Raw genomic sequence first — 21965 nt, forward strand, 5'->3', positions numbered from 1 at the left:
TCATTGCGCGTTTTGCGGAACGGCGGCATCCGGTGTCGGTGTGGGTTCCTGAGGAGGAACCTCCGGCAGCGCCTGCGGTGCAGTATCGGGCGAAGCCGCAGGAGTCGCTTCGGCGGCTGGCGCGGCAGCGGGTGTCCCCGCCGGTGCCGGGCTGGAGCGGTAATCGGCGCGGCGCTTGAGCTGGAATTCACGCACCGCGCTGTTGTGCGCGTCCAGGTCATCGGAGAACACATGGCTGCCATCGCCACGGGCGACAAAGTACAGGCTGTTGCCTTGCACCGGGTTCAGCGCAGCATGAATCGCTTCGCGTCCGACCATCGCGATCGGCGTCGGCGGCAGCCCCGGAATCACATAGGTGTTGTAGGGCGTCGGCTCTTTGAGATGCGCGCGCGTCAGCTTGCCGGTGTAGCGGTCGCCCAGACCATAGATCACGGTCGGATCGGTCTGCAACTGCATGCCCAGCGCCATGCGGCGCACGAACACGCCGGCAATCTGCCCACGCTCCTGCGGCACACCGGTCTCCTTCTCGACCAGCGAGGCCATGATCAGCGCCTGGTAAGGCTCGCTGTACGGAGCGTCGGCCGAGCGATTTTCCCACTCTTTGGCCAATACCTCGTCGAGTCGATCAAAGGCCTTCTTCAGCAATTCGACGTCGGAGACACCGCGCACGAAGCGGTAGGTGTCCGGGAAGAAACGACCTTCGGGGAACAGACCGCGATGGCCGATTTTCTCCATCACTTCGCTGTCGCTCAAGCCCTTGAGGGTCTGCTCGATCTTTTCATCTTTTGCCAGCGCGGCGCGTACCTGATGGAAGTTCCAGCCCTCGACCAGCGTCAGGCTGTATTGCACCACTTCACCACGCTTCCACAAGTCGATCAGACCGTTGACGGTCATGCCCGGCTGCATACGGTATTCGCCGCTATGGATCGGCGTACCGGTCAGGTTGAAGCGCCAATAGATGCGTAACCAGAAGGCGTCCTTGATGACGCCATCGGTTTCGAGTTCAAGAAAGGTACGGGTCGGCGTCGAGCCTTTTGGCACATCCAGCAGTTCTTCCTGCGTGATGTTCAGCGGCTGTTCCAGCGCGGAATGAATTTTCCAGGCGCTGGCGCCCAGCAAAAGCCCTGCGAGAACCAGTCCGGTTTCCAGCAGCAGCAAGAGTTTACGTCTCACGAATCAGGCATCCAGTAGGGCGCGGGAAATGGTTTGCAGTTTACGGGTGAGTTTGCCAACCGGCCAGCTCAGTGCAGCGTAGGCGCGTACCGGCCAGACGCCATACACACTGTTGCAGACAAAGACTTCATCAGCCCATTGCAGCTGTTCGAGGCTGATGTCGGTGATTTGCGTGTGAATTCCCAGGGACTCGGCCTGAAACAAAATTTCGGCACGCATTACGCCGGCCACGCCACAGCGCTTCAGATCCGGGGTGATCAGTACGCCATCGCGCACCAGAAACAGGTTGCTGTACACGCCTTCGATGACGCGCCCGGCCTGATCGAGCATCAAGCCTTCGGCGTGTTCGCTGTCGCGCCATTCGGCTCGGGCGAGCACTTGCTCCAGACGATTCAGATGTTTGAGACCTGCCAGCAAGGGCTGGTTAGACAACCGCGTGACGCAGGGAAACAGGCGTACGCCTTGCTCGCCATGCACAGCAGGATAAGCAGCGGGCGGGTTGCCTTGCAGAATGCGTCGGCCCTGCGCCGCTGGATCGGGCGCATAGCCGCGCAAGCCGTCACCTCGGGTGAGGATCAGCTTGAGGACGCCCTCGCCCATCGCCACGGCATAGGCCAGCAGCTCGGTGCGAACCAGCTCGATATCCACCGCGATGGCCAGACGCGAGCAACCCTCGGCCAAACGCGTCAGGTGACGATCCAGCAATACCGGCTGGCCGCCGTGCACAGCGATGGTCTCGAACAGACCATCGCCGTAAGCCAGGCCGCGATCTTTCAGCGACAGAGCGTCAGCCGGCTGACCGTCGACCCAGCTGTCCATCAGCCTGCGAACCGGCGGAACGCCAACGTGCCGTTGGTGCCGCCAAACCCGAACGAGTTGGACAGTACGACGTCGATGTCCATGTTGCGCGCAGTGTGCGGCACGAAATCGAGATCGCAGCCTTCATCCGGCTCGTCGAGGTTGATGGTCGGCGGTGCCACCTGGCTGTTGATCGCCAGCACGCTGAAGATCGCCTCGACCGCGCCCGCCGCACCCAACAGGTGACCGGTCATGGACTTGGTGGAGCTGACCGCCAGGTTGTAGGCGTGATCACCGAACACGGTCTTGATCGCGTTGGCTTCGGCAAGGTCGCCGGCCGGGGTCGAAGTGCCGTGGGCGTTGATGTATTGCACCTGGTCGATGTTGATCTTCGCATCGCGCAGGGCATTGGTGATGCAGCGAGCCGCACCGGCACCGTCCGCAGGTGGCGAGGTCATGTGGAACGCATCGCCGCTGGTGCCGAAGCCGATCAGCTCGGCGTAGATCGTGGCACCACGAGCCTTGGCGTGCTCGAGCTCTTCGAGTACCAGTGCACCGGCACCGTCAGACAGCACGAAGCCATCACGGCCCTTGTCCCAGGGACGACTGGCGCGGGTCGGCTCGTCGTTGCGGGTCGACAGCGCACGGGACGCGCCGAAGCCGCCCATGCCCAGACCGCACGCGGCCATCTCGGCACCGCCAGCGATCATCACGTCGGCCTCGTCGTACATGATGTTGCGCGCGGCCATGCCAATGCAGTGCGTACCGGTGGTACAGGCAGTGGAAATGGCGTAGTTCGGCCCCTGTGCACCCAGGTGGATGGACAGAAAACCGGAAATCATATTGATGATCGAGCCTGGCACGAAGAATGGCGAGATTCGACGCGGGCCCGTCTCATGCAGGGTACGGCTGGTTTCTTCGATGTTGGTCAGACCGCCGATGCCCGAACCCATGGCTACGCCAATGCGCTCACGGTTGGCGTCGGTGACTTCCAGACCGGCGTTGCGAACAGCCTGAAAACCCGCGGCCAGACCGTACTGAATGAACAGGTCGAGCTTGCGTGCTTCCTTGACCGACAGGTATTCCTCGACATTGAAGCCCTTTACCGAGCCGCCAAAACGGGTGGAATAGGCAGAAAGGTCGGTGTGTTCGATCAGACCAATGCCACTGCGGCCAGCCAGAATGCCCTGCCAACTGCTCGGCACATCCGTGCCCAGTGGCGACAACATACCCATACCGGTGACTACGACGCGTCTACGCGACACAGCACTCTCCTTTTTCAAATGACGACTTTGCATCAGGCCTAAAGAAAAAACCGCACGCCATGATGGCAGTGCGGTTTTTCCATGACAGCAGACAACGATTACAAACTATTACGCCTGGTGGCTAGTAACGTAGTCGATTGCAGCTTGTACAGTAGTGATCTTTTCAGCTTCTTCATCAGGGATTTCGGTCTCGAATTCCTCTTCCAGAGCCATCACCAGCTCAACGGTGTCAAGGGAGTCGGCACCCAGGTCTTCAACGAAGGAAGCAGTGTTGACCACTTCTTCCGATTTAACACCCAGTTGCTCGGCAACGATTTTCTTGACGCGCTCTTCGATGGTGCTCATACCTTGTTTTCACTCCTAATGGACAAATTCAGGCAGCTGGCCAGTGGGTAAGTGTATAGAAAGGCTTTTCAGCTTTTCAACTGAAAGCTTCACTCCTCAAACCCTGCGGCCCTCTGCCTATAAATAGATTGCAGCTTTATAACGGATTTTAGACAGCTCGTATGACATTTTTTTGAAGCAATCCGTCACATCTTACTTACATATACATCCCACCGTTCACCGGGATTGTAGCCCCAGTGACGTATGCCGCACCGTCGGATGCAAGAAAAGCGACCACCGAGGCGATCTCTTGAGCTTGCCCCAGACGACCCAGCGGAATCTGCGTCTGCAAGGCTTCACGCTGTGCTTCCGGCAGTTCGCGGGTCATATCGGTATCGATGAACCCTGGGGTTACCGAGTTGACCGTAATCGAACGCGAACCGACTTCACGCGCCATCGCACGGCTGAAACCTTCCAGACCGGCCTTGGCGGCTGCATAGTTTACTTGGCCTGCGTTGCCCATGGCACCCACCACCGAGCCAATACTGATAATTCGGCCCCAGCGCGCCTTGGTCATACCGCGCAAAACGCCCTTGGACAAGCGATACAGACTGTTCAGGTTGGTATCGATCACGTCGTACCACTCATCGTCTTTCATGCGCATCATCAGGTTATCGCGGGTGATGCCGGCATTATTGACCAGAATCGCCGGCGCACCGAACTGCTCCTGAATGCTCGCCAGAACCTTGCTGACAGATTCATCGCTGGTGACGTTGAGTTCCAGGCCAGCGCCCTGGATGCCGTGTTCTTTCAGGGTGGCAGCAATCGCCTCGGCGCCTTTGGCGGAAGTCGCAGTGCCGATGACGACGGCGCCCTGACGACCCAGTTCCAGTGCGATAGCCTGGCCGATACCGCGGCTTGCACCGGTGACCAGTGCAACTTTACCTTGCAGACTCATGCAAGTTTCTCCTGATTCAGGCCAGCGCTGCACGGGCGGCAGCGAAAGCGTCTGGGGTATTGAGGTTGGAAGTCGAAACGCCTTCGGCGCAACGTTTGTTCAGACCGGCGAGCACCTTGCCCGGGCCGCACTCGACCAGACTGGTGGCGCCTTTGGCAGCCAGGGTCTGGACCGATTCAACCCAGCGTACTGGTTTGTACAGTTGTTCGAGCAGATCACGCTTGAGGGTTTCCAGATCGGCCGGCACTTGCGCGCTGACGTTCTGGACCACCGGGATCTGCGGCGCCTGCCAGTCAATGGCAGCAATGGATTCGGCAAAGCGCTCGGCCGCCGGACGCATCAGCTCGCAGTGCGAAGGCACGCTCACCGGCAACGGCATGGCCCGCTTGGCGCCACGGGCCTTGCAGCCCTCGATGGCGCGCTCAACGGCTGCCTTGGCCCCGGCAATCACTACCTGACCCGGCGAGTTGAAGTTGACCGCGCTGACCACTTCGCCTTGCGCCGCTTCGGCACAGGCTGCCAGCACGTCGGCATCTTCCAGACCGAGGATGGCAGCCATGCCGCCCTGCCCGGCCGGAACGGCTTCCTGCATCAACTGACCGCGACGCTCAACGAGCTTCACCGCGTCAGCCAGGCTCAGGCTGCCGGCGGCAACCAGCGCGCTGTATTCACCCAGGCTGTGACCGGCAACAAATGCCGGACGCGCACCGCCTTGAGCCAGCCACAGGCGCCACAGGGCGATCGAAGCAGTCAGAATGGCCGGTTGGGTTTTGTCGGTTTGATTGAGCAGCTCTTCCGGACCCTGCTGGGTCAGCGCCCACAGGTCATAGCCCAGAGCATCGGATGCTTCTTTGAAGGTTTCGAGGATCAGCGGATGTTCCGCGCCCAGCTCGGCCAGCATGCCGAGGGACTGCGAACCCTGTCCTGGAAAGACAAATGCGAGGGAAGCAGACATGTAACAAGCCCCTAATGATCTTGTCGTCGGAAAATGACGCCCCACCGAGGGACGCAAGAAACTGACAGTTGGATGGCCCTTTGAACCGGGCGGTCACATTTAAGCATTGTCCGACGAAATCGCCTAAGACAACAAATCCTCCAGACGACCATGGAGACGTTCGGGCAGATTCTCCTGAATCTCGATCAGTGCACGCTGAATCGCACTCTGAAACCCCTGAACCCCGGCAGAACCATGACTTTTCACTACAATGCCCTGCAAGCCGAGAAAGCTTGCGCCGTTATGTCGCGCCGGCGCCAGATCCGCCTGCAAGCGCTTCATCAATGGCAGGGCCAAAGCACCTACCACGCGGGAAGCGAAGTTTTTCTTGAACAAGGCCTCGATGCGCGCAGCGATCATCGTCGCCAGGCCCTCGCTGGACTTGAGCAGGATATTGCCGACAAACCCGTCACAGACCACCACATCCGCCTCGCCGCGATAAAGACCATCGCCCTCGACAAAACCGATGTAGTTGATGCCGCGCGCAGCCTGCAGCAAGGTCGCGGCCAGCTTGACCTGCTGATTGCCCTTGATGTCTTCGGTGCCGATATTCAGTAACGCGACACGCGGCCGGGCGATGCCCAGCGTCTGCGCCGCCACCGAGCCCATCACCGCGAACTGCAACAGATGCTCGGCGCTGCAATCGACGTTGGCGCCCAGATCGAGCAACTGGCAATAGCCCTTTTGCGTCGGAATCGCCGCCACCATCGCCGGCCGATCAATCCCCGGCAAGGTCTTGAGCACGAAACGCGACAGCGCCATCAACGCACCGGTATTACCGGCGCTGACACAGGCCTGAGCCTTGCCGTCACGTACCAGTTCCAGGGCGACACGCATCGACGAATCCGGCTTGCCACGCAAGGCCTGAGTCGGCTTTTCGTCCATGGTGATGACTTCAGACGCCGGAACAATCGTCAGGCGCGCGCGATCGGCAGCCGATTGGCCGTGGATCAGTTCTTCAAGAAGGGAGGATTGACCGACGAGGGTCAGGTGCAGCGAGGGCGTAGCAGAAAGGCAAGCAAGGCTGGCCTGAACAATGCTGCGGGGACCGAAGTCCCCGCCCATTGCGTCAATCGCGATGACTTGAGCGGACAAGTGATTACTCGTCAGCGCCCTTGTCGATCACTTTACGGCCACGGTATACGCCTTCTGGCGATACGTGGTGACGCAGGTGAACTTCACCAGTGGTTTTTTCTACAGACAGGGTGCTAGCCTCGAGAGCGTCGTGCGAACGGCGCATGTCACGGGCGGAGCGGGATTTTTTGTTCTGCTGAACAGCCATAATTGATTAACTCCTAAACGTTTGGGTCACGCTTTAACTGCGCCAATACACTGAACGGGTTGGACCGCGTTACCTCGTCCTCGCTCGGTTCGGGTTCATCTGCTCCCGCCGGCTGCTGGCATTCTTCCGGATGATGAGCAGGCACAATGGGCAAGGCGAGCAGAAGCTCCTCCTCGATCAGTGACTGCAGATCCAATGGATCTTCGCCCAGTTCCAGCACGTCATAACCTTTCGGTAACGACTGGGTATTCGCACCCTCCTTCACTACAGCGTAACTGCATTCGCTGTGGATCGGCAGGGTGACCAGCTCAAGACAACGCTGGCAGACCATTTTGACTTCGGTGTCGATAAAGCTGTGGATCACCACAGATTTACGTTCATCTCGTTCAAAAACGAATTTGGCCTGCACCTTACCGACATCGTCGGAAAGCGGGTCGCAGAGTCTCTTCAAATCGGCCAGCAGCAGTTCACCTTGAAGGGTGGTGCCACGGTCAGCCAATTTGCGCGGGTCAACGTGAGGTGGAATCGGGTCATTCAACATAGGCGCAGCATTATAGGGATGCACCCACCCATGTCAAAGGAAATTGTGCCCTGTCCGTCACTTGCGTGCCTCCGCTAGAATTCGCACCTGCCTCAGGAGACGCCAATGCTGCCTTTATTACTCGCCTCAAGCTCGACTTATCGCCGGGAATTGCTCGCCCGCCTGCACCTGCCGTTCGTCTGCAGCTCGCCAGATATCGACGAAAGCCACCAGAACGGCGAATCCGCCATCGAACTGGTCAAGCGCCTCGCCGAACAGAAAGCCCGGGCACTGGCTGCCAGCCACCCTGCCCACCTGATTATCGGTTCGGACCAGGTTGCCGTGCTCGGCGAGCGGATCATCGGCAAGCCACACACCTTCGACAAGGCTCGCGAGCAACTGCTGGCGGCCAGCGGCGCCAGTGTGACCTTCCTCACCGGCCTGGCCCTGCTCAACAGCCAGACCGGCCTCTGCCAGGTCGACTGCGTGCCATTTACCGTACACATGCGCCAACTCGACGAAGCACGCATCGAACGCTACCTGCGCCTCGAGCAGCCCTACGACTGCGCCGGCAGCTTCAAGGCCGAAGGCCTGGGTGTGAGCCTGTTTCAGTCCACCGAAGGGCCTGACGCCACCAGCCTGATCGGCCTGCCACTCATCCGCCTGATTGACATGCTACTGGCCGAGGGCGTGCAAATTCCGTGACGCACAAAAAACCGGCCATCAAGGCCGGTTTGTTTATCAGACGAACTGTCAGCGCAACGAAGGCCCGTGAAAACCCATCCACATCGCCAACTGCTCAGCCACGCTGGCACCGAGCTTCTTCGAGAAGCGATCGAACGGCGATTCCTGCACGGTGAAATCCACCAACTCCTTCTCGCCAATCACATCCCGCGCCACCGAACTGGTATTGCCCAGACCATCGATCAAACCCAGCGGCAGAGCCTGCTCACCTGACCAGACAAGACCGGAAAACAATTCCGGATGCTCCTTGTCCTTCAGACGATCGCCACGCCCCTGCTTGACGCTATTGATGAACTGGTTGTGCGTGGTATCCAGCACTGTCTGCCAGAACGCCGTTTCATCCGGCTTCTGCGGCTGGAACGGGTCGAGGAACGACTTGTGCTCGCCAGACGTGTAAGTGCGACGCTCAACGCCGAGCTTGTCCATGGTACCGACGAAACCGTAACCGGCCGCCGTCACACCAATCGAACCGACCAGACTCGCCTTGTCGGCATAGATCTGATCTGCCGCACTGGCGATGTAATAGGCACCGGACGCCCCGAGATCGGAAATCACCGCATAAACCTTGATGTCCGGATGCAGACCGCGCAGACGCTTGATTTCGTCGTACACATAACCCGACTGCACCGGGCTGCCGCCAGGACTGTTGATCCGCAGGATTACACCCTTGACCTTCTTGTCCTCAAAGGCTGCACGCAGACTGCCGACAATGTTGTCGGCGCTGGCCGGCTCTTTGTCAGCGATCACACCAGTAACGTCGATCAGTGCGGTGTAGTTCGGGCCGCGAGTGGCGCTCTTTTCCATGTCCATCAGCGGCGTGAACGCAATCAGGGCGATAAACAGATAAACAAAAGTCAGCAGTTTGAAGAAAATCCCCCAGCGCCGCGAGCGACGCTGCTCCTGCACACCGGCGAGCAAGGTCTTTTCCAACAGCTTCCAGCTTTTCGCGTCACCGTCGTCGGCACTTGCCTTGGCCGGTGCTTTCCATTCGTCGGTCATCCAGTCCACCCCAGAAAAAACTTATTTGGCCTGCTGCCCCAGCCAGGCATGCAACTCACTAAAATGGTCGATCGACAGGCGCGGCTCGAACTGCTGCAGCGAGTCAATTGACTGCGCGCCGTAGCTGACCGCCACAGAGGCCATGCCTGCATTGCGCGCCATCAGCAGATCGAAGGACGAGTCCCCGACCATCAGCGCCTGCTCGGGATGCACGCCGCAGTGGTCGAGAATCTGTTCCAGCATCAACGGATGCGGCTTGCTCGCGGTCTCGTCAGCGGCGCGGGTGATATCGAAAAAATCTTCCCAGCCATTGGCCTTCAGCACCCGATCCAGTCCGCGACGATTCTTGCCGGTCGCGACCGCCAGGTGAAAACCCTGCTCACGAAAGGACGCCATCGACTCGACTACACCCTCGAACAGCGGCGAAGGCACGGCTTCTGCCGCGATGTAGTGATCGGCGTAGTACTCGCGAAACAAGGTCATCTCGGCATCGCTGATGTCCGGATACAAGGTGCGGATCGCCTCGGGCAAGCCCAGACCGATGATGCCCTTGACGGCAAAATCATCGCGCAACTCGAAACCGGAACGCCCGGATGCAGAATGCATCGCCTCGACAATCCGACCAATGGAATCGGCGAGGGTGCCGTCCCAATCGAAAATCAGCAGCTTGTAGTCAGATGGGCGCACTCAATCGCTCCACGGTCTTGGCCCACATTTCATCGACCGGTGCCTGCAACTTGAGCTCACCGCCATCAGGCAGCGGCACGGTCAGCATGTAGGCGTGCAGGAACAGGCGCTTGCCGCCCAGATCACGGATTTCCTTGCTGAAACCGTCATCGCCGTACTTGGTGTCACCGGCAATGCAGTGCCCGGCGTGCAACGTGTGGACGCGGATCTGGTGCGTACGGCCGGTGATCGGCTTGGCTTCGATCAGGGTGGCAAAGTCGCCAAAGCGGCGCAGGACCTTGAACACGGTCACCGACTCCTTGCCCTCCTCCTCGTCGACCTCGACCATGCGCTCGCCGGAGCGCAGATTGCTCTTGCCGAGCGCCGCACGGACTTGCTTGATCGAAGTCGCCCAGTTGCCGCGAACCAGTGCCATATAGCGCTTGTCGACGCCGTCACCGCGCAAGGCGGCGTGCAAGTGGCGCAACATGCTGCGCTTCTTGGCGATCATCAACAGACCGGAGGTATCACGGTCGAGACGGTGAACCAGTTCCAGCTCCTTGGCATCGGGGCGCAACTGACGAAAGGCTTCGATGACACCGTAATTCAAGCCGCTGCCGCCGTGAACCGCAATGCCGGCGGGCTTGTTGATCACGATCAGGGCTTTGTCTTCGTAGACAATCGAGGCTTCCAGGCGCTGCAACAGACCTTGGGCCAAAGGCACCGGCTCGTCGCGCTCAGGCACGCGAACCGGCGGCACGCGCACGATATCGCCGGCCTGCAGCTTGTATTCGGGCTTGATCCGCCCCTTGTTCACACGCACTTCGCCTTTACGCAAAATGCGGTAAATCAAGGTCTTGGGCACGCCTTTGAGCCGGGCAAGGAGGAAATTGTCGATTCGTTGGCCGGCATACTCCGGCGAGACTTCAAGCAGTTGAACGCCTGGAGTCGAAGGGGCAGTAGTTGTCATGTCGCGGATGATAACAATTTTTATGGAATTGAAGCACTTAATCATTGCTGCTATAGTCGCGAACGCCGCCAAAAGCGGCCTGGACAGCGGAACCACGGTCAAAAACCGGCCCTGACCAACGCAATTCACCAGGACGCGAGGCCGTCCTACGGGGCTTTCGCTACGTAACGGTGGAGTTTGCAGTTGTAACAAGCGCAGGTGACATGAGGCCTGAATTACACCGTCGAGCAGAGTTTTCACTCGCCTGACAGGCAAATATTCGAGGCCAGTTCACAAAGTGCAGTCAGCTGCAGATGACCCCGAGCGAAGGCTTCGGAAACATCGCCTGAATTAGCCATGATGCGTGACCTCCCCTTTCGGAGCTCACGGTAAATGCCAACCCGCTGCGGATTCTGCGCGCGGCAGCACCCGAATTATCAGGGATACGTGTAGGGTGGAGATGCACAACCGCCGGACTGTGTAGCAATAGGCTTTATCAAGACGCTTCATCTCGTCCACAGCCGCTGGTTGATTCCTCCTCCTGACTGAGTGCTTAAGTAGCCACAGCAAGCAGGACGCGTACGTCGCGATATCGGCCCAATTGGCCTGACATCGCTGGACACGGGAATGGCCAACCACTCCCGACGCACCTGACACCGACCGTGAGAAGTCGTGTGTGCCGAACGCCGTTTCCGGCAGCCCGGAAACCGACGGTACTACATGAAAAGAATGCTGATTAACGCAACTCAACCCGAAGAGTTGCGTGTTGCACTGGTAGATGGCCAACGCCTCTACGACCTGGACATCGAATCCGGTGCACGCGAGCAGAAAAAGGCCAACATCTACAAAGGCCGTATCACTCGCATCGAACCAAGCCTTGAGGCTGCCTTTGTCGATTTCGGCTCCGAGCGCCACGGCTTCCTGCCCCTCAAAGAAATCTCCCGCGAATACTTCAAGAAAGCCCCTGAAGGCCGCGTCAACATCAAGGACGTCCTGAGCGAAGGCCAGGAAGTCATCGTTCAGGTCGAAAAAGAAGAACGTGGCAACAAGGGCGCCGCCCTGACCACCTTCATCAGCCTGGCCGGTCGTTACCTCGTGCTGATGCCGAACAACCCGCGTGCCGGCGGTATCTCCCGTCGCATCGAAGGCGAAGAGCGCAACGAACTGCGTGAAGCGCTGAACGGTCTGGTTGCTCCAGCCGACATGGGGCTGATCGTGCGCACTGCCGGCCTGGGCCGCAGCAGCGAAGAAATGCAGTGGGACCTCGACTACCTGCTGCAACTGTGGACCGCCATCAAAGAAGCCTCGCTGGATCGCTCCGCGCCGTTCCTGATCTACCAGGAAAGCAACGTGATCATCCGCGCCATCCGCGATTACCTGCGCCAGGACATCGGCGAAGTGCTGATCGACAGCGTTGAAGCCCAGGACGAAGCCCTGACCTTCATCCGCCAGGTGATGCCGCAGTACGCCAGCAAGATCAAGCTGTACGAAGACAGCGTGCCGCTGTTCAACCGTTTCCAGATCGAAAGCCAGATCGAGACCGCTTTCCAGCGCGTCGTCGAACTGCCTTCCGGCGGCTCCATCGTCATCGATCCGACCGAAGCCCTGGTGTCCATCGACATCAACTCGGCGCGCGCCACCAAAGGCAGCGACATCGAAGAAACCGCGCTGCAGACCAACCTTGAAGCCGCCGAAGAAATCGCCCGTCAGTTGCGCCTGCGCGACATCGGCGGCCTGATCGTCATCGACTTCATCGACATGACCCCTGCCAAGAACCAGCGCGCCGTGGAAGAGAAAGTCCGCGAATGCCTGGAAGCCGACCGCGCTCGCGTGCAGATCGGCCGCATCTCGCGTTTCGGCCTGCTGGAAATGTCCCGTCAGCGCCTGCGTCCATCGCTGGGCGAAAGCAGCGGCATCGTCTGCCCGCGCTGCAACGGCACCGGCATCATCCGTGACGTCGAATCGCTGTCGCTGGCAATCCTGCGCCTGATCGAAGAAGAAGCCCTGAAAGACCGCACTGCCGAAGTGCGCGCGCAGGTGCCGATCCCGGTCGCCGCGTTCCTGCTCAACGAAAAACGCAACTCGATCACCAAGATCGAACTGCGCACCCGTGCCCGTATCGTCATTCTGCCGAACGATCACCTCGAAACCCCGCACTTCGAAGTTCAGCGTCTGCGTGACGACAGCCCGGAAGCTGCGACCAACCAGTCCAGCTACGAAATCGCTGCTGCCGCTGCCGAAGTCGAAGAAGTCCAGCCAGCCGCTGCGACCCGCACCCTGGTTCGCCAGGAAGCCGCGGTCAAGACTGCTCCGGCCCGCGCCAACGCTCCGGTGCCGACCGAAGTCGCCGCGCCTGCCGCCGCTGCACCTGCCCCGGTTGCCGCGCCAGAGCCAAGTCTGTTCAAAGGCCTGGTGAAATCGCTGGTCAGCCTGTTCGCGACCAAAGAAGAGCCAGCCGCTCCGGTCGTCGTTGAAAAACCGGCCACCGAGCGTCCAGCCCGCAACGAAGAGCGTCGCAACGGTCGTCAGCAGAGCCGCAACCGTAACGGTCGCCGCGATGAAGAGCGCAAGCCGCGCGAAGAACGTGCACCGCGTGAAGAGCGCGCCCCACGCGAGCCGCGTGAAGAGCGTCAGCCGCGTGAAGCCCGTGAGCCGCGTGAAACCCGCACCGAAGCACCAGCCGCTCGCGAAGAACGCGCACCACGCGCTCCGCGTGAAGAACGTGCACCTCGTGCGCCACGTGAAGACCGCAAGCCACGTGGCGAGCGTGAAGAGCGTGTCCGTGAACTGCGCGAGCCACTGGACGCCGCTCCGGCCGCACCCCTAGCTGCTGCCGCTGCCGCTGTTGTCGCAGAAGAGCGTCCGGCCCGTCAGCCACGCGAAGAACGCGCACCGCGTCCGCCGCGTGAAGAGCGTCAACCGCGTGCCGAACAGGCTGCTGCGGTAGCCGAAGAAGAAGTCATCACCGGCGAAGAGCAACTGTCGGAAGACGGTCAGGACAACGCCGAAGGCGATCGTCCACGTCGTCGTTCCCGTGGTCAGCGTCGTCGCAGCAACCGTCGCGAGCGTCAGCGTGATGCCAACGGCAACGTGATCGAAGGTTCGGAAGAGTCCGAGTCCGGCGAAAACGCTGAAACAGCACCAAGCGCTGCCGATCTGGCTGCCGGCCTGGCCGTGACCGCCGCTGTTGCCAGCAGCGTGATCAGCGCTCCAGCCGAAGCACAGGCACACGAGCAAGCTGAACGCGCCACCGCCGCCACTCTGGAAACTGCTCCAGTGGAAGCGCCGGTCGTTGAAGCCACTACCCCAGTGGAAGTGGTTGCTGCTCCGGAAGTCGAAGTGGCACCGGTTCGCGAAGCTCAGCCTCAGGCTGAAGTCGCTGCCGAGCCTGCTCCGGTTGTCGAGGCGCCAGTTGTGGTCGCAGAGCCGGTTGCTGAAACCGTCGCTGAAACCGTGACCGAAACCGTGCGTGAAGTTCGCGAAGAACAGACCGCCTTCAACTGGGTTGCCGAGCCTGCCGTCGCTGAAACGCCAGCGCCGGTAGCAGAAGCCCCGGTGGCAGAAGAAACCAAGGCCGCCGCGCCAGTCGTTGAAGTGGCCGAACCTGCTCCAGCGCCAGTGGTTGAAGCACCGGTCGTCGAAGCGCCTGTGGTTGCTGAAGCCCCTGCTCCAGTGGTTGAAGCCGCTCCGGTCAGCGCCCTGACGCCAAACGGCCGTGCGCCAAACGACCCACGTGAAGTGCGTCGCCGCAAGCGTGAAGCCGAGCGTCTGCAGAAGGAAGCCGAACTGGCTGCCGCTGCAGCTCCAGCTGCTGAAGTCGTAGAGGTTGCTGCTTCCGTGACTGAAGAAGCAGTGGTTGAGTCGGTGATCGCCGAAGCACCACGCTCCGTTCAGGACGCGGTCGAGCATCACCAAGAGGCCCAGGAAAAAGAACACGAGCCTAAACCGCTCGTCTGATTCCGAAAGCCAATAAAAAGCCCCGCCTCGGTGAAAACCTGGCGGGGCTTTTTTATTCCATTTAGAAGATCAAAAGATCGCAGCCTTCGGCAGCTCCTACAGGTGATCACATCCCAAATGTAGGAGCTGCCGAAGGCTGCGATCTTTTGATCTGGCTTTTATTTGAACACCAACGCCTCAGGCACATCGATATCCCACAACACCCCGGGATCATCCACCACCACTTCAACCACCCGCCCCTGCTTGAACAACGGTCTGGCCCCGCGATCGCCACTCAACGCCTGCAACGCCGGCCCAAAAGAACGCCCAAACCCCACCGGATGCCCAAACTCGCCCTCCTGCACCGGCACACTCACCGCATCCTCGGCAATCGCCGCCACCACCCGCTCAATACTCGACGGCAAAATAAACGGCATATCCCCCAGCACAATCAACCAGCCATCCGCCTCCGGACAAGCCGCAACGCCCGCCGCAATGCTGTCACCCATCCCGGTCGAATCAATCGAGACCACCTCACAGCCATAGGCCTGAGCCATGCGCATCGCCTGCGGCCGCGCTTCGGTGGTGACCAGCACCCGCTTGTCGAGACCGGCCGGCAGATTCAGCAATACCTGCTCGATCACCGAACGCACCGCACCATCACGCCCGGTGCAATCGGCCAGCAGCTTGTCCTTGTCGTCACCCGCAACCTGACGAAAGCGACTGCCCTCGCCCGCCGCCAGCACAATCACTGCGATGGATCGACTCATGACGCCTCCACAACTTTCTTCTGTTTCAACTCGACGCCGTTCTTGATCGCGACGATCTCCGCCAACAACGACAGGGCAATTTCCGCCGGTGAATGGCTGCCGATGTGCAAACCGATCGGCCCGTGCAAACGGTTGATCGCCTCGGGTGACAAGCCCAGCTGAGCCAGATTGTCCCGGCGCTTCTGACTGTTGACCCGCGATCCGAGTGCACCGACATAAAAGGCCGGCGAATCGAGTGCGGTGAGCAGCGCCATATCGTCCAGGCGTGGATCGTGGGTCAGCGCCACAATCGCCGTGCGCTCGTCCGTCTGAATGCTCAACACCGCGTCATCCGGCATGCCCGGGACAAAGCGACCGTGGTGCTCTTCCCAGCCGTAGACGAACTCGGTACGCGGATCGCAGATCAGCACCTCGAAATCCAGCAGCCGCGCCATGTCCGCCACGTAACGCGACAGCTGTCCGGCGCCGATCAACAACAGACGCCAGCGCGGACCATAAATGGCGCGCAGGGTCTTGCCGTCGAATTCGAGCACATCGGATTTGCTCGCCGCCGACAGCACAACCTCACCGGTTTCGATGTTCAGCTGACGGGCGACAATCTCATGGTTTTCACAACGCGCCAGCAACTCCGCGACCCACGCCGGATCACCGACCCGCTCCTCGGTCAGACGCAGCGTGCCGCCACAGGGCAAGCCGAAACGCGCCGCCTCCTCGCGAGTGACGCCATAGGTAATCAGTTGTACCGGCGGGCCATCGCTGGCGATGCGCCCGTCGTGCAGGCGGGCAATCAAGTCATCCTCGACACAACCGCCCGACACCGAGCCGATCACCACGCCGTCCTCGCGCAACGCAAGCATCGCGCCGGGTGCCCGGGGCGCTGTGCCCCAGGTCTGCACCACGCTGAACAGCACCACTCGCTGCCCGGCGCGGCGCCATTCGAGCACGCTGCGCAGGACGTTGAGGTCGACGCTGTCCATTACGCGTGCGCCTTGTGCCAGCCCTGCAACTGATAACGCACCGGCAAGTTGCGGATGCGCTGACCAGTGGCGGCGAAGATCGCATTGCACAGCGCCGGCGCAATCGGTGGTACACCGGGTTCACCGACTCCACCCAGCGGCACGTCGCCCGGCGGCGTCACCAGATGCACGGCAACTTCCTTCGGCGCCAGCGACATGCGCGCCACTTCGTACATATGGAAGTTGTCCTGCTGGACCTTGCCGTCCTTGAAGCTGATTTCACCCAGCACCGCGTTGCCCAGGCCCATCACACAGGCGCCTTCGAACTGCGAACGGATGCGTTCAGGGTTGATCTGCGGCCCACAATCGACGGCGATGTCAGCCTTGTGCACGATCAGCGTGCCGTCGTCCTTGACCTCGACTTCGATCACCGCCGCCACATAGGTGACGAAGCTGTAATGCACCGCCAGACCGAGGCCTCGGCCCTTGGGCAATTGGCGCCCCCAGCCGGCAGCCTTGGCGGCGGTTTCCAATACCGTGCGCATGCGCCCGGTGTCGATCGGATAGCGCTCGGGTGATTCGCCGTAGTTCCACTCCTCACTCAGGGTACGCGGGTCGATCTGCCGATCCGGGCCGAGCAACCTGATCTGGTATTTCAGCGGATCAACCCCGGCCTTGTGCGCCAGTTCATCGACAAAACTCTGGATCGCAAAGCCGTGGGGAATGTTCGACACCGAGCGATACCAGCCGACCCGGGTGTGCACCGTGGCTTCGGGGTTTTCCAGACGCACGTTGGGAATCGCGTAGGCCATGTTGGTAAAGCCCATGCCCAGTTCGAACGCCGCTTCATGGTTCATGCCCGGGGCGAACAGCGCAGTGATGCTCGGCGCCACTGTGCGATGCAGCCAGCCGGAGGGCATGCCGTCCTTGCCAACAGCGGCCTTCAGGTACTCGGCGGACACCGTGTGGAAATACGAGTTGTGGATGTCATCCTCGCGCGTCCATTGCACCCGCACCGCTTTGCCGGGGAACTCTTTGGCGAGGATCGCCGCTTCGACGACGAAATCCGGCTTGGATTTACGGCCGAAACCGCCACCGAGCAGCGTGACATTAAAGGTGACATTGTCGAACGGCAGCCCGAGGCGCTCGGCGATGCGCTCGCGAGTTACCTGCGGCGCCTGACTCGGCGCCCACGCCTCACACACGCCGTTGTCGTAGCGGGCGATGGCGACCATCGGCTCCATCGGTGCCTGCGCCAGATGCGGCAGATAATAGGACGCTTCGAGACTGCTGGCGGCGCCGCTCAGGGCTTTGTCGATATCGCCGGTGTTGCGCACCACTTTGCCGGGTTTGCGCGACGCCGCTTCCAGTTCCTTGCGATAAGCGATCGAGTCATAACTGGCGTTGGGGCCGTCGTCCCATTCGATTTTCAGCGCCTCACGACCCTTGATCGCTGCCCAGGTATTGCTGGCAATTACCGCCACACCACCCAACGGCTGAAATTCCGAAGGCAGTGGGCGGCTTTCGATCTGCATGACTTTTAGCACGCCTGGGACTTTCAGCGCCGCGCTGTCATCCAGTGACTTGACCTTGCCGCCATACACCGCCGGACGCGCGATGGTCGCGTAGAGCATGCCGTCGAAATGCACGTCGGCGCCGTACACCGCGCGCCCGTTGACGATGTCGGCGCCGTCGATGGCTTTGGTGCCTTCCTTGCCGATGTAGCGGAACTCCGACGGCTGCTTGAGGCGCAGGCTGTCACGGGCCGGCACCGCCAGCGCACTGGCTGCAGCGGCAAGTTCGCCGTAACCCAGCTCGCGACCGGAAGGTTTATGCAGGACTTTGTGCAACTGCGCCTGGCACTCGCCCACCGGCACCTGCCACTGCGCGGCAGCGGCTTGTTCGAGCATGGTCCGGGCCGCCGCGCCGCAACGACGCATCGGCTCATACCAGTGACGCATGCTGCGTGAACCGTCAGTGTCCTGGTTGCCGAAACGTACTTCGTCACCCGGCGCCTGTTGCACTTTGACTTTGGCCCAATCGGCGTCCAGTTCGTCGGCAACTACCATGCTCAGACTGGTGCGCACGCCCTGGCCCATTTCCGAGCGGTTGCAGACCACGGTGACCGTGCCATCCGCGGCAATGCTGACGTAGACCTTGGGATCGTCGATCCAGCCATTGGGCATGCCGTCGGCACCGAACTTCTTCGGTTTGTCTTCAGCCAACGCATCCTGCCAGCCCCAGCTCGCGGCCAGCACCAATGCGCCCGTGGCGCCGACGCCTTTGAGAAAACCGCGACGGCTGAGATTGCTCAGGGCGAAATCATTCGGCAAGCGGCTCATGCCTTCGCCTCCTTCAAGTGAGTGGAGGCCTGGCGGATCGCGGTCTTGATCCGGTTGTAAGTGCCGCACCGGCAAATGTTGCCGACCATTGCCTCTTCGATCTGCTCGTCGCTCGGGTTCGGATTGGTTTTGAGCAACGCGGTGGCGGACATGATCTGCCCGCCCTGACAAAAACCACACTGCGCCACGGCGCTATCGAGCCAGGCTTGCTGCACCACCTGCCCGACCGGATCGGCGTGCAGATTGTCGATGGTGGTGACGTTTTGCCCGACCACCGAGCCGATCGGCGTGATGCAACTGCGCGCCGGCAAGCCGTCGATATGAATGGTGCAGGCACCGCACAGGCCCATGCCGCAGCCGAATTTGGTGCCGTTGTAACCGGCGACATCACGGATTGCCCACAGCAGCGGCATGTCTTCGGTGACATCCAGTAGGTGATCCTGGCCATTTAGTTTCAGGGTAATCATGGGCACGCCCGCATATTCTTGGTGGTTATGGGGTCGAGCAGAACTGGCGGTGGTTCACGCAGATCGACTCAGGCTAATGGGCCAATACACATCAGTGAAGCCGAACACTGAGCCTGTGGCGAGGGTGCTTGCTCCCGCTGGACTGCGGAGCAGGCCCTTCTTGAAAGCGGGGCCGCTACGCGCCCCAGCGGGAGCAAGCTCCCTCGCCACAGGGTCATCGCTGACTGATATGTGGTTGGCACAGGCTCTCTTGTGCCGACGCGAACGTCTGCACCGGGCCTTTGGTGGAGCAAATGACGGTTATCGTTAGCTGGCTAAGTTAACCCACCGTTAACAAAAAAGCCCTGCACTTTTGCTCAGTGCAGGGCTTTGGATGGCGTCTGGAAAGCGTAGCTTCAATAACGGTTCGGCTCCATTTCCAGCTCGACATTGAAACGTTCGGCAATATCTTTCTGGATGCGTTGCGCCAGATCGAGCAATTGCAGGCCGGTCGCGGAGCCGTAGTTGACCAGCACCAGCGCCTGCAATTTATGCACGCCAGCATCGGCCTCACGGAAACCCTTCCAGCCAGCGCGCTCGATCAACCAGCCGGCGGCCAGCTTCATTTGCCCGTCCGCTTGCGCATAGGCCACCAGATCCGGGTGCTGCGCCTTGATCTGCTCGACCAGCGCCGCCGACACCAGCGGATTCTTGAAGAAACTGCCGGCATTGCCGAGCACCGCCGGATCCGGCAATTTTTCGCTGCGGATACTGCAGATCGCGCGGCTGACGTCGGTGGGCGTCGGTTGCTCGATGCCCTGCTCGGTCAGGCGCTGACGCACCGGGCCGTATTCCAGATGCAGGTGGGCAGCTCGATCAAGTTTGAAGCGCACCCGCAGGATCAGCCAACGCCCCGGCTGCTGCTTGAACAGGCTGTCGCGGTAGGCGAAGTTGCATTCTTCCAGGCTGAAGTCGCGCAGCTCGCCGGTCTGGCGATCCAGCGCGGTCAGCCCAGCGAACACATCCTTGATCTCGACGCCGTAGGCACCGATGTTCTGCATCGGCGCCGCGCCAACGGTGCCGGGAATCAGACTGAGGTTTTCCAGACCGGAAAATCCCAGCGCCAAGGTGTGTTGCACGAACGGATGCCACGGTTCGCCGGCTTCAGCCTCGATCACCACGCGGCTGCCGTCATCGCTGATCAGCCGAATGCCACGGCTGGCCATGCGCAGCACCAGCGCCGGGATATCAGCCGTCAGCAGCAGGTTGCTGCCGCCGCCGATCACCAGCAATGGCACGTCATGGGCAGTCGCATAGGCCAAGGCTTCGCGCACGTCGGCATCGCTGTGGGCCTCGGCGAACAACTGCGCACGAACGTCCACACCAAAACTGTTGAACGGTTTCAGCGAAATCTGGGGCTGCACCTGCAAACTCATAACCGGCCCTTCACTTCGATCAACAGTTGGTCACAGGCTGCTTCGATCAGATCCAGCACCTGCTCGAAACCCTGATCGCCGTCGTAGTACGGATCCGGCACTTCATCGACCACACCGGCATAACGGCGCAGGAACAGGTCAAGCTCGGCCTTGCCGGTGGACGGTTGCAGCGCCTTGAGGTTGCGCAGGTTGCTGTTGTCCATGGCCAGAATCAGGTCATAACTGGCGAAATCGGCACGGCTGACCTGCTGCGCACGTTGCGCCGACAGGTCGTAACCACGCAGTTTGGCCGCAGCCTGGCTGCGCTTGTCCGGCGGATTGCCGACATGCCAGTCACCGGTGCCGGCAGAGGCCACTTCGACCTGATCCGCCAGCCCCGCTTCGCGCAGTTTGTGGCGCAACACGCCTTCAGCGGTGGGCGAGCGGCAAATGTTGCCCAGGCACACGAACAGAACGCGCATCAGGCCTCCAGCAGGCGACGAACGCGCTCAAGATCTTCAGCGGTGTCGACACCGGTCGGCGGCGCGATCAACGCATCGGCCACATGAATCCGCACGCCGTGCCACAGAGCACGCAGTTGTTCGAGGGATTCAGTGTTTTCCAGCCAGCACGGGCCCCAGCTCACGAAGTCCTGAAGGAACCCGGCGCGGTAGGCATAAATACCGATGTGACGACGGTACGGCACACCTTCCGGCAACTGCTCGCGATTTTTGGCGAACGCATCGCGGGCCCACGGCAAGGTCGCGCGACTGAAGGTCAGCGCCAGACCATTGAGGTCGCTGACGACCTTGACCACGTTCGGGTTGAACAGGGTTTCGACGTCTTCGATCGGCTCGGCCAGGGTGGCCATGCGCGCTTCGGTGTGGGCGGCGAGGTTGGCGGCAACCTGATCGATCACGCTTGGCGGGATCAGCGGCTCGTCACCCTGCACGTTGACCACGATCGCGTCAGGCTCGAGGCCCAGTTTGGCGGCGACTTCAGCCAGACGATCGGTACCGGAATTGTGATCTTCACGGGTCAGCACCACTTCAGCGCCGAACACCTTGCAGGCTTCGACGATGCGCGCATCGTCGGTCGCGACCACCACGCGGCTGGCGCTGCTTTTGCTCGCCTGTTCCCAGACATGCTGGATCATCGGCTTGCCGGCGATATCCAGCAGCGGTTTGCCCGGCAGGCGGGTCGAGGCGTAACGCGACGGGATGACAACGGTGAAAGCAGTGGTCATTTATCCAGACGCTCGTCAGTGGTCAGGGTACGCGCTTCGCTTTCGAGCATCACCGGGATGCCGTCGCGGATCGGATAGGCCAGGCCGGCGCCCTTGCTGATCAATTCGGTCTTGTCGGCGCTGAGCTTGAGCGGGCCTTTGCAGACCGGGCACGCGAGGATGTCGAGCAATTTGGTGTCCAT

22 protein-coding genes are annotated in these 21965 nt (G+C 60.9%); 2 read left to right on the forward strand and 20 right to left on the reverse strand.

The features are described from left to right. The 9 genes from mltG to ACVHNU_RS17150 all read right to left on the reverse strand — a co-directional run bounded on the left by mltG (nucleotide 1) and on the right by ACVHNU_RS17150 (nucleotide 7335). Nucleotides 1-1173 carry an endolytic transglycosylase MltG gene (mltG, locus tag ACVHNU_RS17110; RefSeq protein WP_003227036.1) on the reverse strand — a complete coding sequence of 391 codons (1173 nt, stop codon included), beginning with the start codon at nucleotides 1171-1173 and terminating at the stop codon, nucleotides 1-3. A 3-nt stretch (nucleotides 1174-1176) separates the two neighbouring features. Then, the gene (gene pabC / locus ACVHNU_RS17115) at nucleotides 1177-1992 is read right to left on the reverse strand and encodes an aminodeoxychorismate lyase (protein WP_338802689.1); all 816 of its coding nucleotides are present in this window, start codon (nucleotides 1990-1992) and stop codon (nucleotides 1177-1179) included. After that, the gene (gene fabF, locus ACVHNU_RS17120) at nucleotides 1992-3236 is read right to left on the reverse strand and encodes a beta-ketoacyl-ACP synthase II (RefSeq protein ID WP_003227039.1); all 1245 of its coding nucleotides are present in this window, start codon (nucleotides 3234-3236) and stop codon (nucleotides 1992-1994) included. Before fabF ends, pabC begins: the two co-directional genes overlap by 1 nt. Nucleotides 3237-3344: 108 nt before the next feature. After that, entirely contained in the window at nucleotides 3345-3581 is a 237-nt protein-coding gene (acpP, locus tag ACVHNU_RS17125) for an acyl carrier protein (RefSeq protein ID WP_002552692.1), read from the reverse strand. Nucleotides 3582-3777: 196 nt separating this feature from the next. Continuing rightward, complete coding sequence (gene fabG, locus ACVHNU_RS17130; protein ID WP_473017914.1) at nucleotides 3778-4518, reverse strand: 3-oxoacyl-ACP reductase FabG; 741 nt, start codon at nucleotides 4516-4518, stop codon at nucleotides 3778-3780. Nucleotides 4519-4534: 16 nt separating this feature from the next. After that, nucleotides 4535-5473 (reverse strand): ACP S-malonyltransferase, encoded by a 939-nt coding sequence (gene fabD / locus ACVHNU_RS17135; protein WP_003227054.1) that lies wholly within the window; start codon nucleotides 5471-5473, stop codon nucleotides 4535-4537. Between the two features lie 123 nt (nucleotides 5474-5596). Further along, complete coding sequence (gene plsX, locus ACVHNU_RS17140) at nucleotides 5597-6607, reverse strand: phosphate acyltransferase PlsX (protein WP_080593259.1); 1011 nt, start codon at nucleotides 6605-6607, stop codon at nucleotides 5597-5599. Between the two features lie 4 nt (nucleotides 6608-6611). Beyond that, nucleotides 6612-6794: a 50S ribosomal protein L32 gene (gene rpmF / locus ACVHNU_RS17145; protein WP_003179396.1), complete on the reverse strand. Its 183-nt coding sequence runs from the start codon at nucleotides 6792-6794 to the stop codon at nucleotides 6612-6614. A 13-nt stretch (nucleotides 6795-6807) separates the two neighbouring features. Continuing rightward, complete coding sequence (locus tag ACVHNU_RS17150; RefSeq protein ID WP_003227058.1) at nucleotides 6808-7335, reverse strand: YceD family protein; 528 nt, start codon at nucleotides 7333-7335, stop codon at nucleotides 6808-6810. 105 nt (nucleotides 7336-7440) lie between these two features. Between ACVHNU_RS17150 and ACVHNU_RS17155 the strand changes: the two genes are divergently transcribed. Then, nucleotides 7441-8019, forward strand: coding sequence for a Maf family protein (locus tag ACVHNU_RS17155; RefSeq protein WP_103484735.1), 579 nt, complete (start codon nucleotides 7441-7443; stop codon nucleotides 8017-8019). A 48-nt stretch (nucleotides 8020-8067) separates the two neighbouring features. Here the strand turns inward: ACVHNU_RS17155 and sppA are convergent, their stop codons facing one another. Genes sppA through rluC form a run of 3 tightly spaced genes read right to left on the reverse strand, consistent with a single transcriptional unit; the run spans nucleotide 8068 to nucleotide 10693 of the window. After that, nucleotides 8068-9057, reverse strand: a complete 990-nt coding sequence (gene sppA, locus ACVHNU_RS17160; protein WP_103520747.1) for a signal peptide peptidase SppA — start codon at nucleotides 9055-9057, stop codon at nucleotides 8068-8070. 21 nt (nucleotides 9058-9078) lie between these two features. Then, nucleotides 9079-9744, reverse strand: a complete 666-nt coding sequence (locus tag ACVHNU_RS17165; protein ID WP_103520748.1) for an HAD-IA family hydrolase — start codon at nucleotides 9742-9744, stop codon at nucleotides 9079-9081. Beyond that, nucleotides 9731-10693 carry a 23S rRNA pseudouridine(955/2504/2580) synthase RluC gene (rluC, locus tag ACVHNU_RS17170; RefSeq protein WP_007950779.1) on the reverse strand — a complete coding sequence of 321 codons (963 nt, stop codon included), beginning with the start codon at nucleotides 10691-10693 and terminating at the stop codon, nucleotides 9731-9733. The genes ACVHNU_RS17165 and rluC overlap by 14 nt, the downstream gene beginning before the upstream one ends. A gap of 699 nt (nucleotides 10694-11392) precedes the next feature. On the opposite strand from rluC, the gene rne reads away from it, so the two are divergent. Beyond that, nucleotides 11393-14629, forward strand: coding sequence for a ribonuclease E (rne, locus tag ACVHNU_RS17175; RefSeq protein WP_473017915.1), 3237 nt, complete (start codon nucleotides 11393-11395; stop codon nucleotides 14627-14629). 158 nt (nucleotides 14630-14787) lie between these two features. On the opposite strand, the gene ACVHNU_RS17180 is transcribed toward rne, so the two are convergent. The 8 genes from ACVHNU_RS17180 to ACVHNU_RS17215 form a co-directional block, all read right to left on the reverse strand. Beyond that, nucleotides 14788-15378 carry a nucleotidyltransferase family protein gene (locus tag ACVHNU_RS17180; RefSeq protein ID WP_473017916.1) on the reverse strand — a complete coding sequence of 197 codons (591 nt, stop codon included), beginning with the start codon at nucleotides 15376-15378 and terminating at the stop codon, nucleotides 14788-14790. Then, complete coding sequence (locus ACVHNU_RS17185; protein ID WP_103484740.1) at nucleotides 15375-16355, reverse strand: XdhC family protein; 981 nt, start codon at nucleotides 16353-16355, stop codon at nucleotides 15375-15377. The genes ACVHNU_RS17180 and ACVHNU_RS17185 overlap by 4 nt, the downstream gene beginning before the upstream one ends. Continuing rightward, nucleotides 16355-18676 carry a xanthine dehydrogenase family protein molybdopterin-binding subunit gene (locus ACVHNU_RS17190; RefSeq protein ID WP_473017917.1) on the reverse strand — a complete coding sequence of 774 codons (2322 nt, stop codon included), beginning with the start codon at nucleotides 18674-18676 and terminating at the stop codon, nucleotides 16355-16357. The genes ACVHNU_RS17185 and ACVHNU_RS17190 overlap by 1 nt, the downstream gene beginning before the upstream one ends. Next, on the reverse strand, nucleotides 18673-19143 hold the full coding sequence (locus ACVHNU_RS17195; RefSeq protein WP_473017918.1) for a (2Fe-2S)-binding protein: 471 nt from the start codon (nucleotides 19141-19143) through the stop codon (nucleotides 18673-18675). The genes ACVHNU_RS17190 and ACVHNU_RS17195 overlap by 4 nt, the downstream gene beginning before the upstream one ends. A gap of 395 nt (nucleotides 19144-19538) precedes the next feature. Beyond that, nucleotides 19539-20558, reverse strand: coding sequence for a UDP-N-acetylmuramate dehydrogenase (gene murB, locus ACVHNU_RS17200; RefSeq protein WP_400509216.1), 1020 nt, complete (start codon nucleotides 20556-20558; stop codon nucleotides 19539-19541). After that, a complete protein-coding gene (locus ACVHNU_RS17205; protein WP_003227075.1) occupies nucleotides 20555-21019 on the reverse strand; it encodes a low molecular weight protein-tyrosine-phosphatase in 465 nt (154 codons plus the stop codon). The genes murB and ACVHNU_RS17205 overlap by 4 nt, the downstream gene beginning before the upstream one ends. Next, nucleotides 21019-21783: a 3-deoxy-manno-octulosonate cytidylyltransferase gene (gene kdsB / locus ACVHNU_RS17210; protein ID WP_473017920.1), complete on the reverse strand. Its 765-nt coding sequence runs from the start codon at nucleotides 21781-21783 to the stop codon at nucleotides 21019-21021. Before kdsB ends, ACVHNU_RS17205 begins: the two co-directional genes overlap by 1 nt. Then, a complete protein-coding gene (locus ACVHNU_RS17215; protein WP_003179363.1) occupies nucleotides 21780-21965 on the reverse strand; it encodes a Trm112 family protein in 186 nt (61 codons plus the stop codon). Before ACVHNU_RS17215 ends, kdsB begins: the two co-directional genes overlap by 4 nt.

It is taken from the genome of Pseudomonas sp. Ors-4-3C (genome assembly GCF_055755035.1).

Bases quoted from the DNA above. Each gene is read 5' to 3' on its own strand.
- ACVHNU_RS17190 (WP_473017917.1), bottom strand. From the start codon at position 18,676: ATGAGCCGCTTGCCGAATGATTTCGCCCTGAGCAATCTCAGCCGTCGC.
- ACVHNU_RS17205 (WP_003227075.1), bottom strand. From the start codon at position 21,019: ATGCGCGTTCTGTTCGTGTGCCTGGGCAACATTTGCCGCTCGCCCACC.
- fabG (WP_473017914.1), bottom strand. From the start codon at position 4,518: ATGAGTCTGCAAGGTAAAGTTGCACTGGTCACCGGTGCAAGCCGCGGT.
- murB (WP_400509216.1), bottom strand. From the start codon at position 20,558: ATGAGTTTGCAGGTGCAGCCCCAGATTTCGCTGAAACCGTTCAACAGT.
- pabC (WP_338802689.1), bottom strand. From the start codon at position 1,992: ATGGACAGCTGGGTCGACGGTCAGCCGGCTGACGCTCTGTCGCTGAAA.
- fabD (WP_003227054.1), bottom strand. From the start codon at position 5,473: ATGTCTGCTTCCCTCGCATTTGTCTTTCCAGGACAGGGTTCGCAGTCC.
- kdsB (WP_473017920.1), bottom strand. From the start codon at position 21,783: ATGACCACTGCTTTCACCGTTGTCATCCCGTCGCGTTACGCCTCGACC.
- rluC (WP_007950779.1), bottom strand. From the start codon at position 10,693: ATGACAACTACTGCCCCTTCGACTCCAGGCGTTCAACTGCTTGAAGTC.
- ACVHNU_RS17195 (WP_473017918.1), bottom strand. From the start codon at position 19,143: ATGATTACCCTGAAACTAAATGGCCAGGATCACCTACTGGATGTCACC.
- ACVHNU_RS17150 (WP_003227058.1), bottom strand. From the start codon at position 7,335: ATGTTGAATGACCCGATTCCACCTCACGTTGACCCGCGCAAATTGGCT.
- ACVHNU_RS17155 (WP_103484735.1), top strand. From the start codon at position 7,441: ATGCTGCCTTTATTACTCGCCTCAAGCTCGACTTATCGCCGGGAATTG.
- sppA (WP_103520747.1), bottom strand. From the start codon at position 9,057: ATGACCGACGAATGGAAAGCACCGGCCAAGGCAAGTGCCGACGACGGT.
- rpmF (WP_003179396.1), bottom strand. From the start codon at position 6,794: ATGGCTGTTCAGCAGAACAAAAAATCCCGCTCCGCCCGTGACATGCGC.
- ACVHNU_RS17185 (WP_103484740.1), bottom strand. From the start codon at position 16,355: ATGGACAGCGTCGACCTCAACGTCCTGCGCAGCGTGCTCGAATGGCGC.
- ACVHNU_RS17180 (WP_473017916.1), bottom strand. From the start codon at position 15,378: ATGAGTCGATCCATCGCAGTGATTGTGCTGGCGGCGGGCGAGGGCAGT.
- ACVHNU_RS17215 (WP_003179363.1), bottom strand. From the start codon at position 21,965: ATGGACACCAAATTGCTCGACATCCTCGCGTGCCCGGTCTGCAAAGGC.
- acpP (WP_002552692.1), bottom strand. From the start codon at position 3,581: ATGAGCACCATCGAAGAGCGCGTCAAGAAAATCGTTGCCGAGCAACTG.
- rne (WP_473017915.1), top strand. From the start codon at position 11,393: ATGAAAAGAATGCTGATTAACGCAACTCAACCCGAAGAGTTGCGTGTT.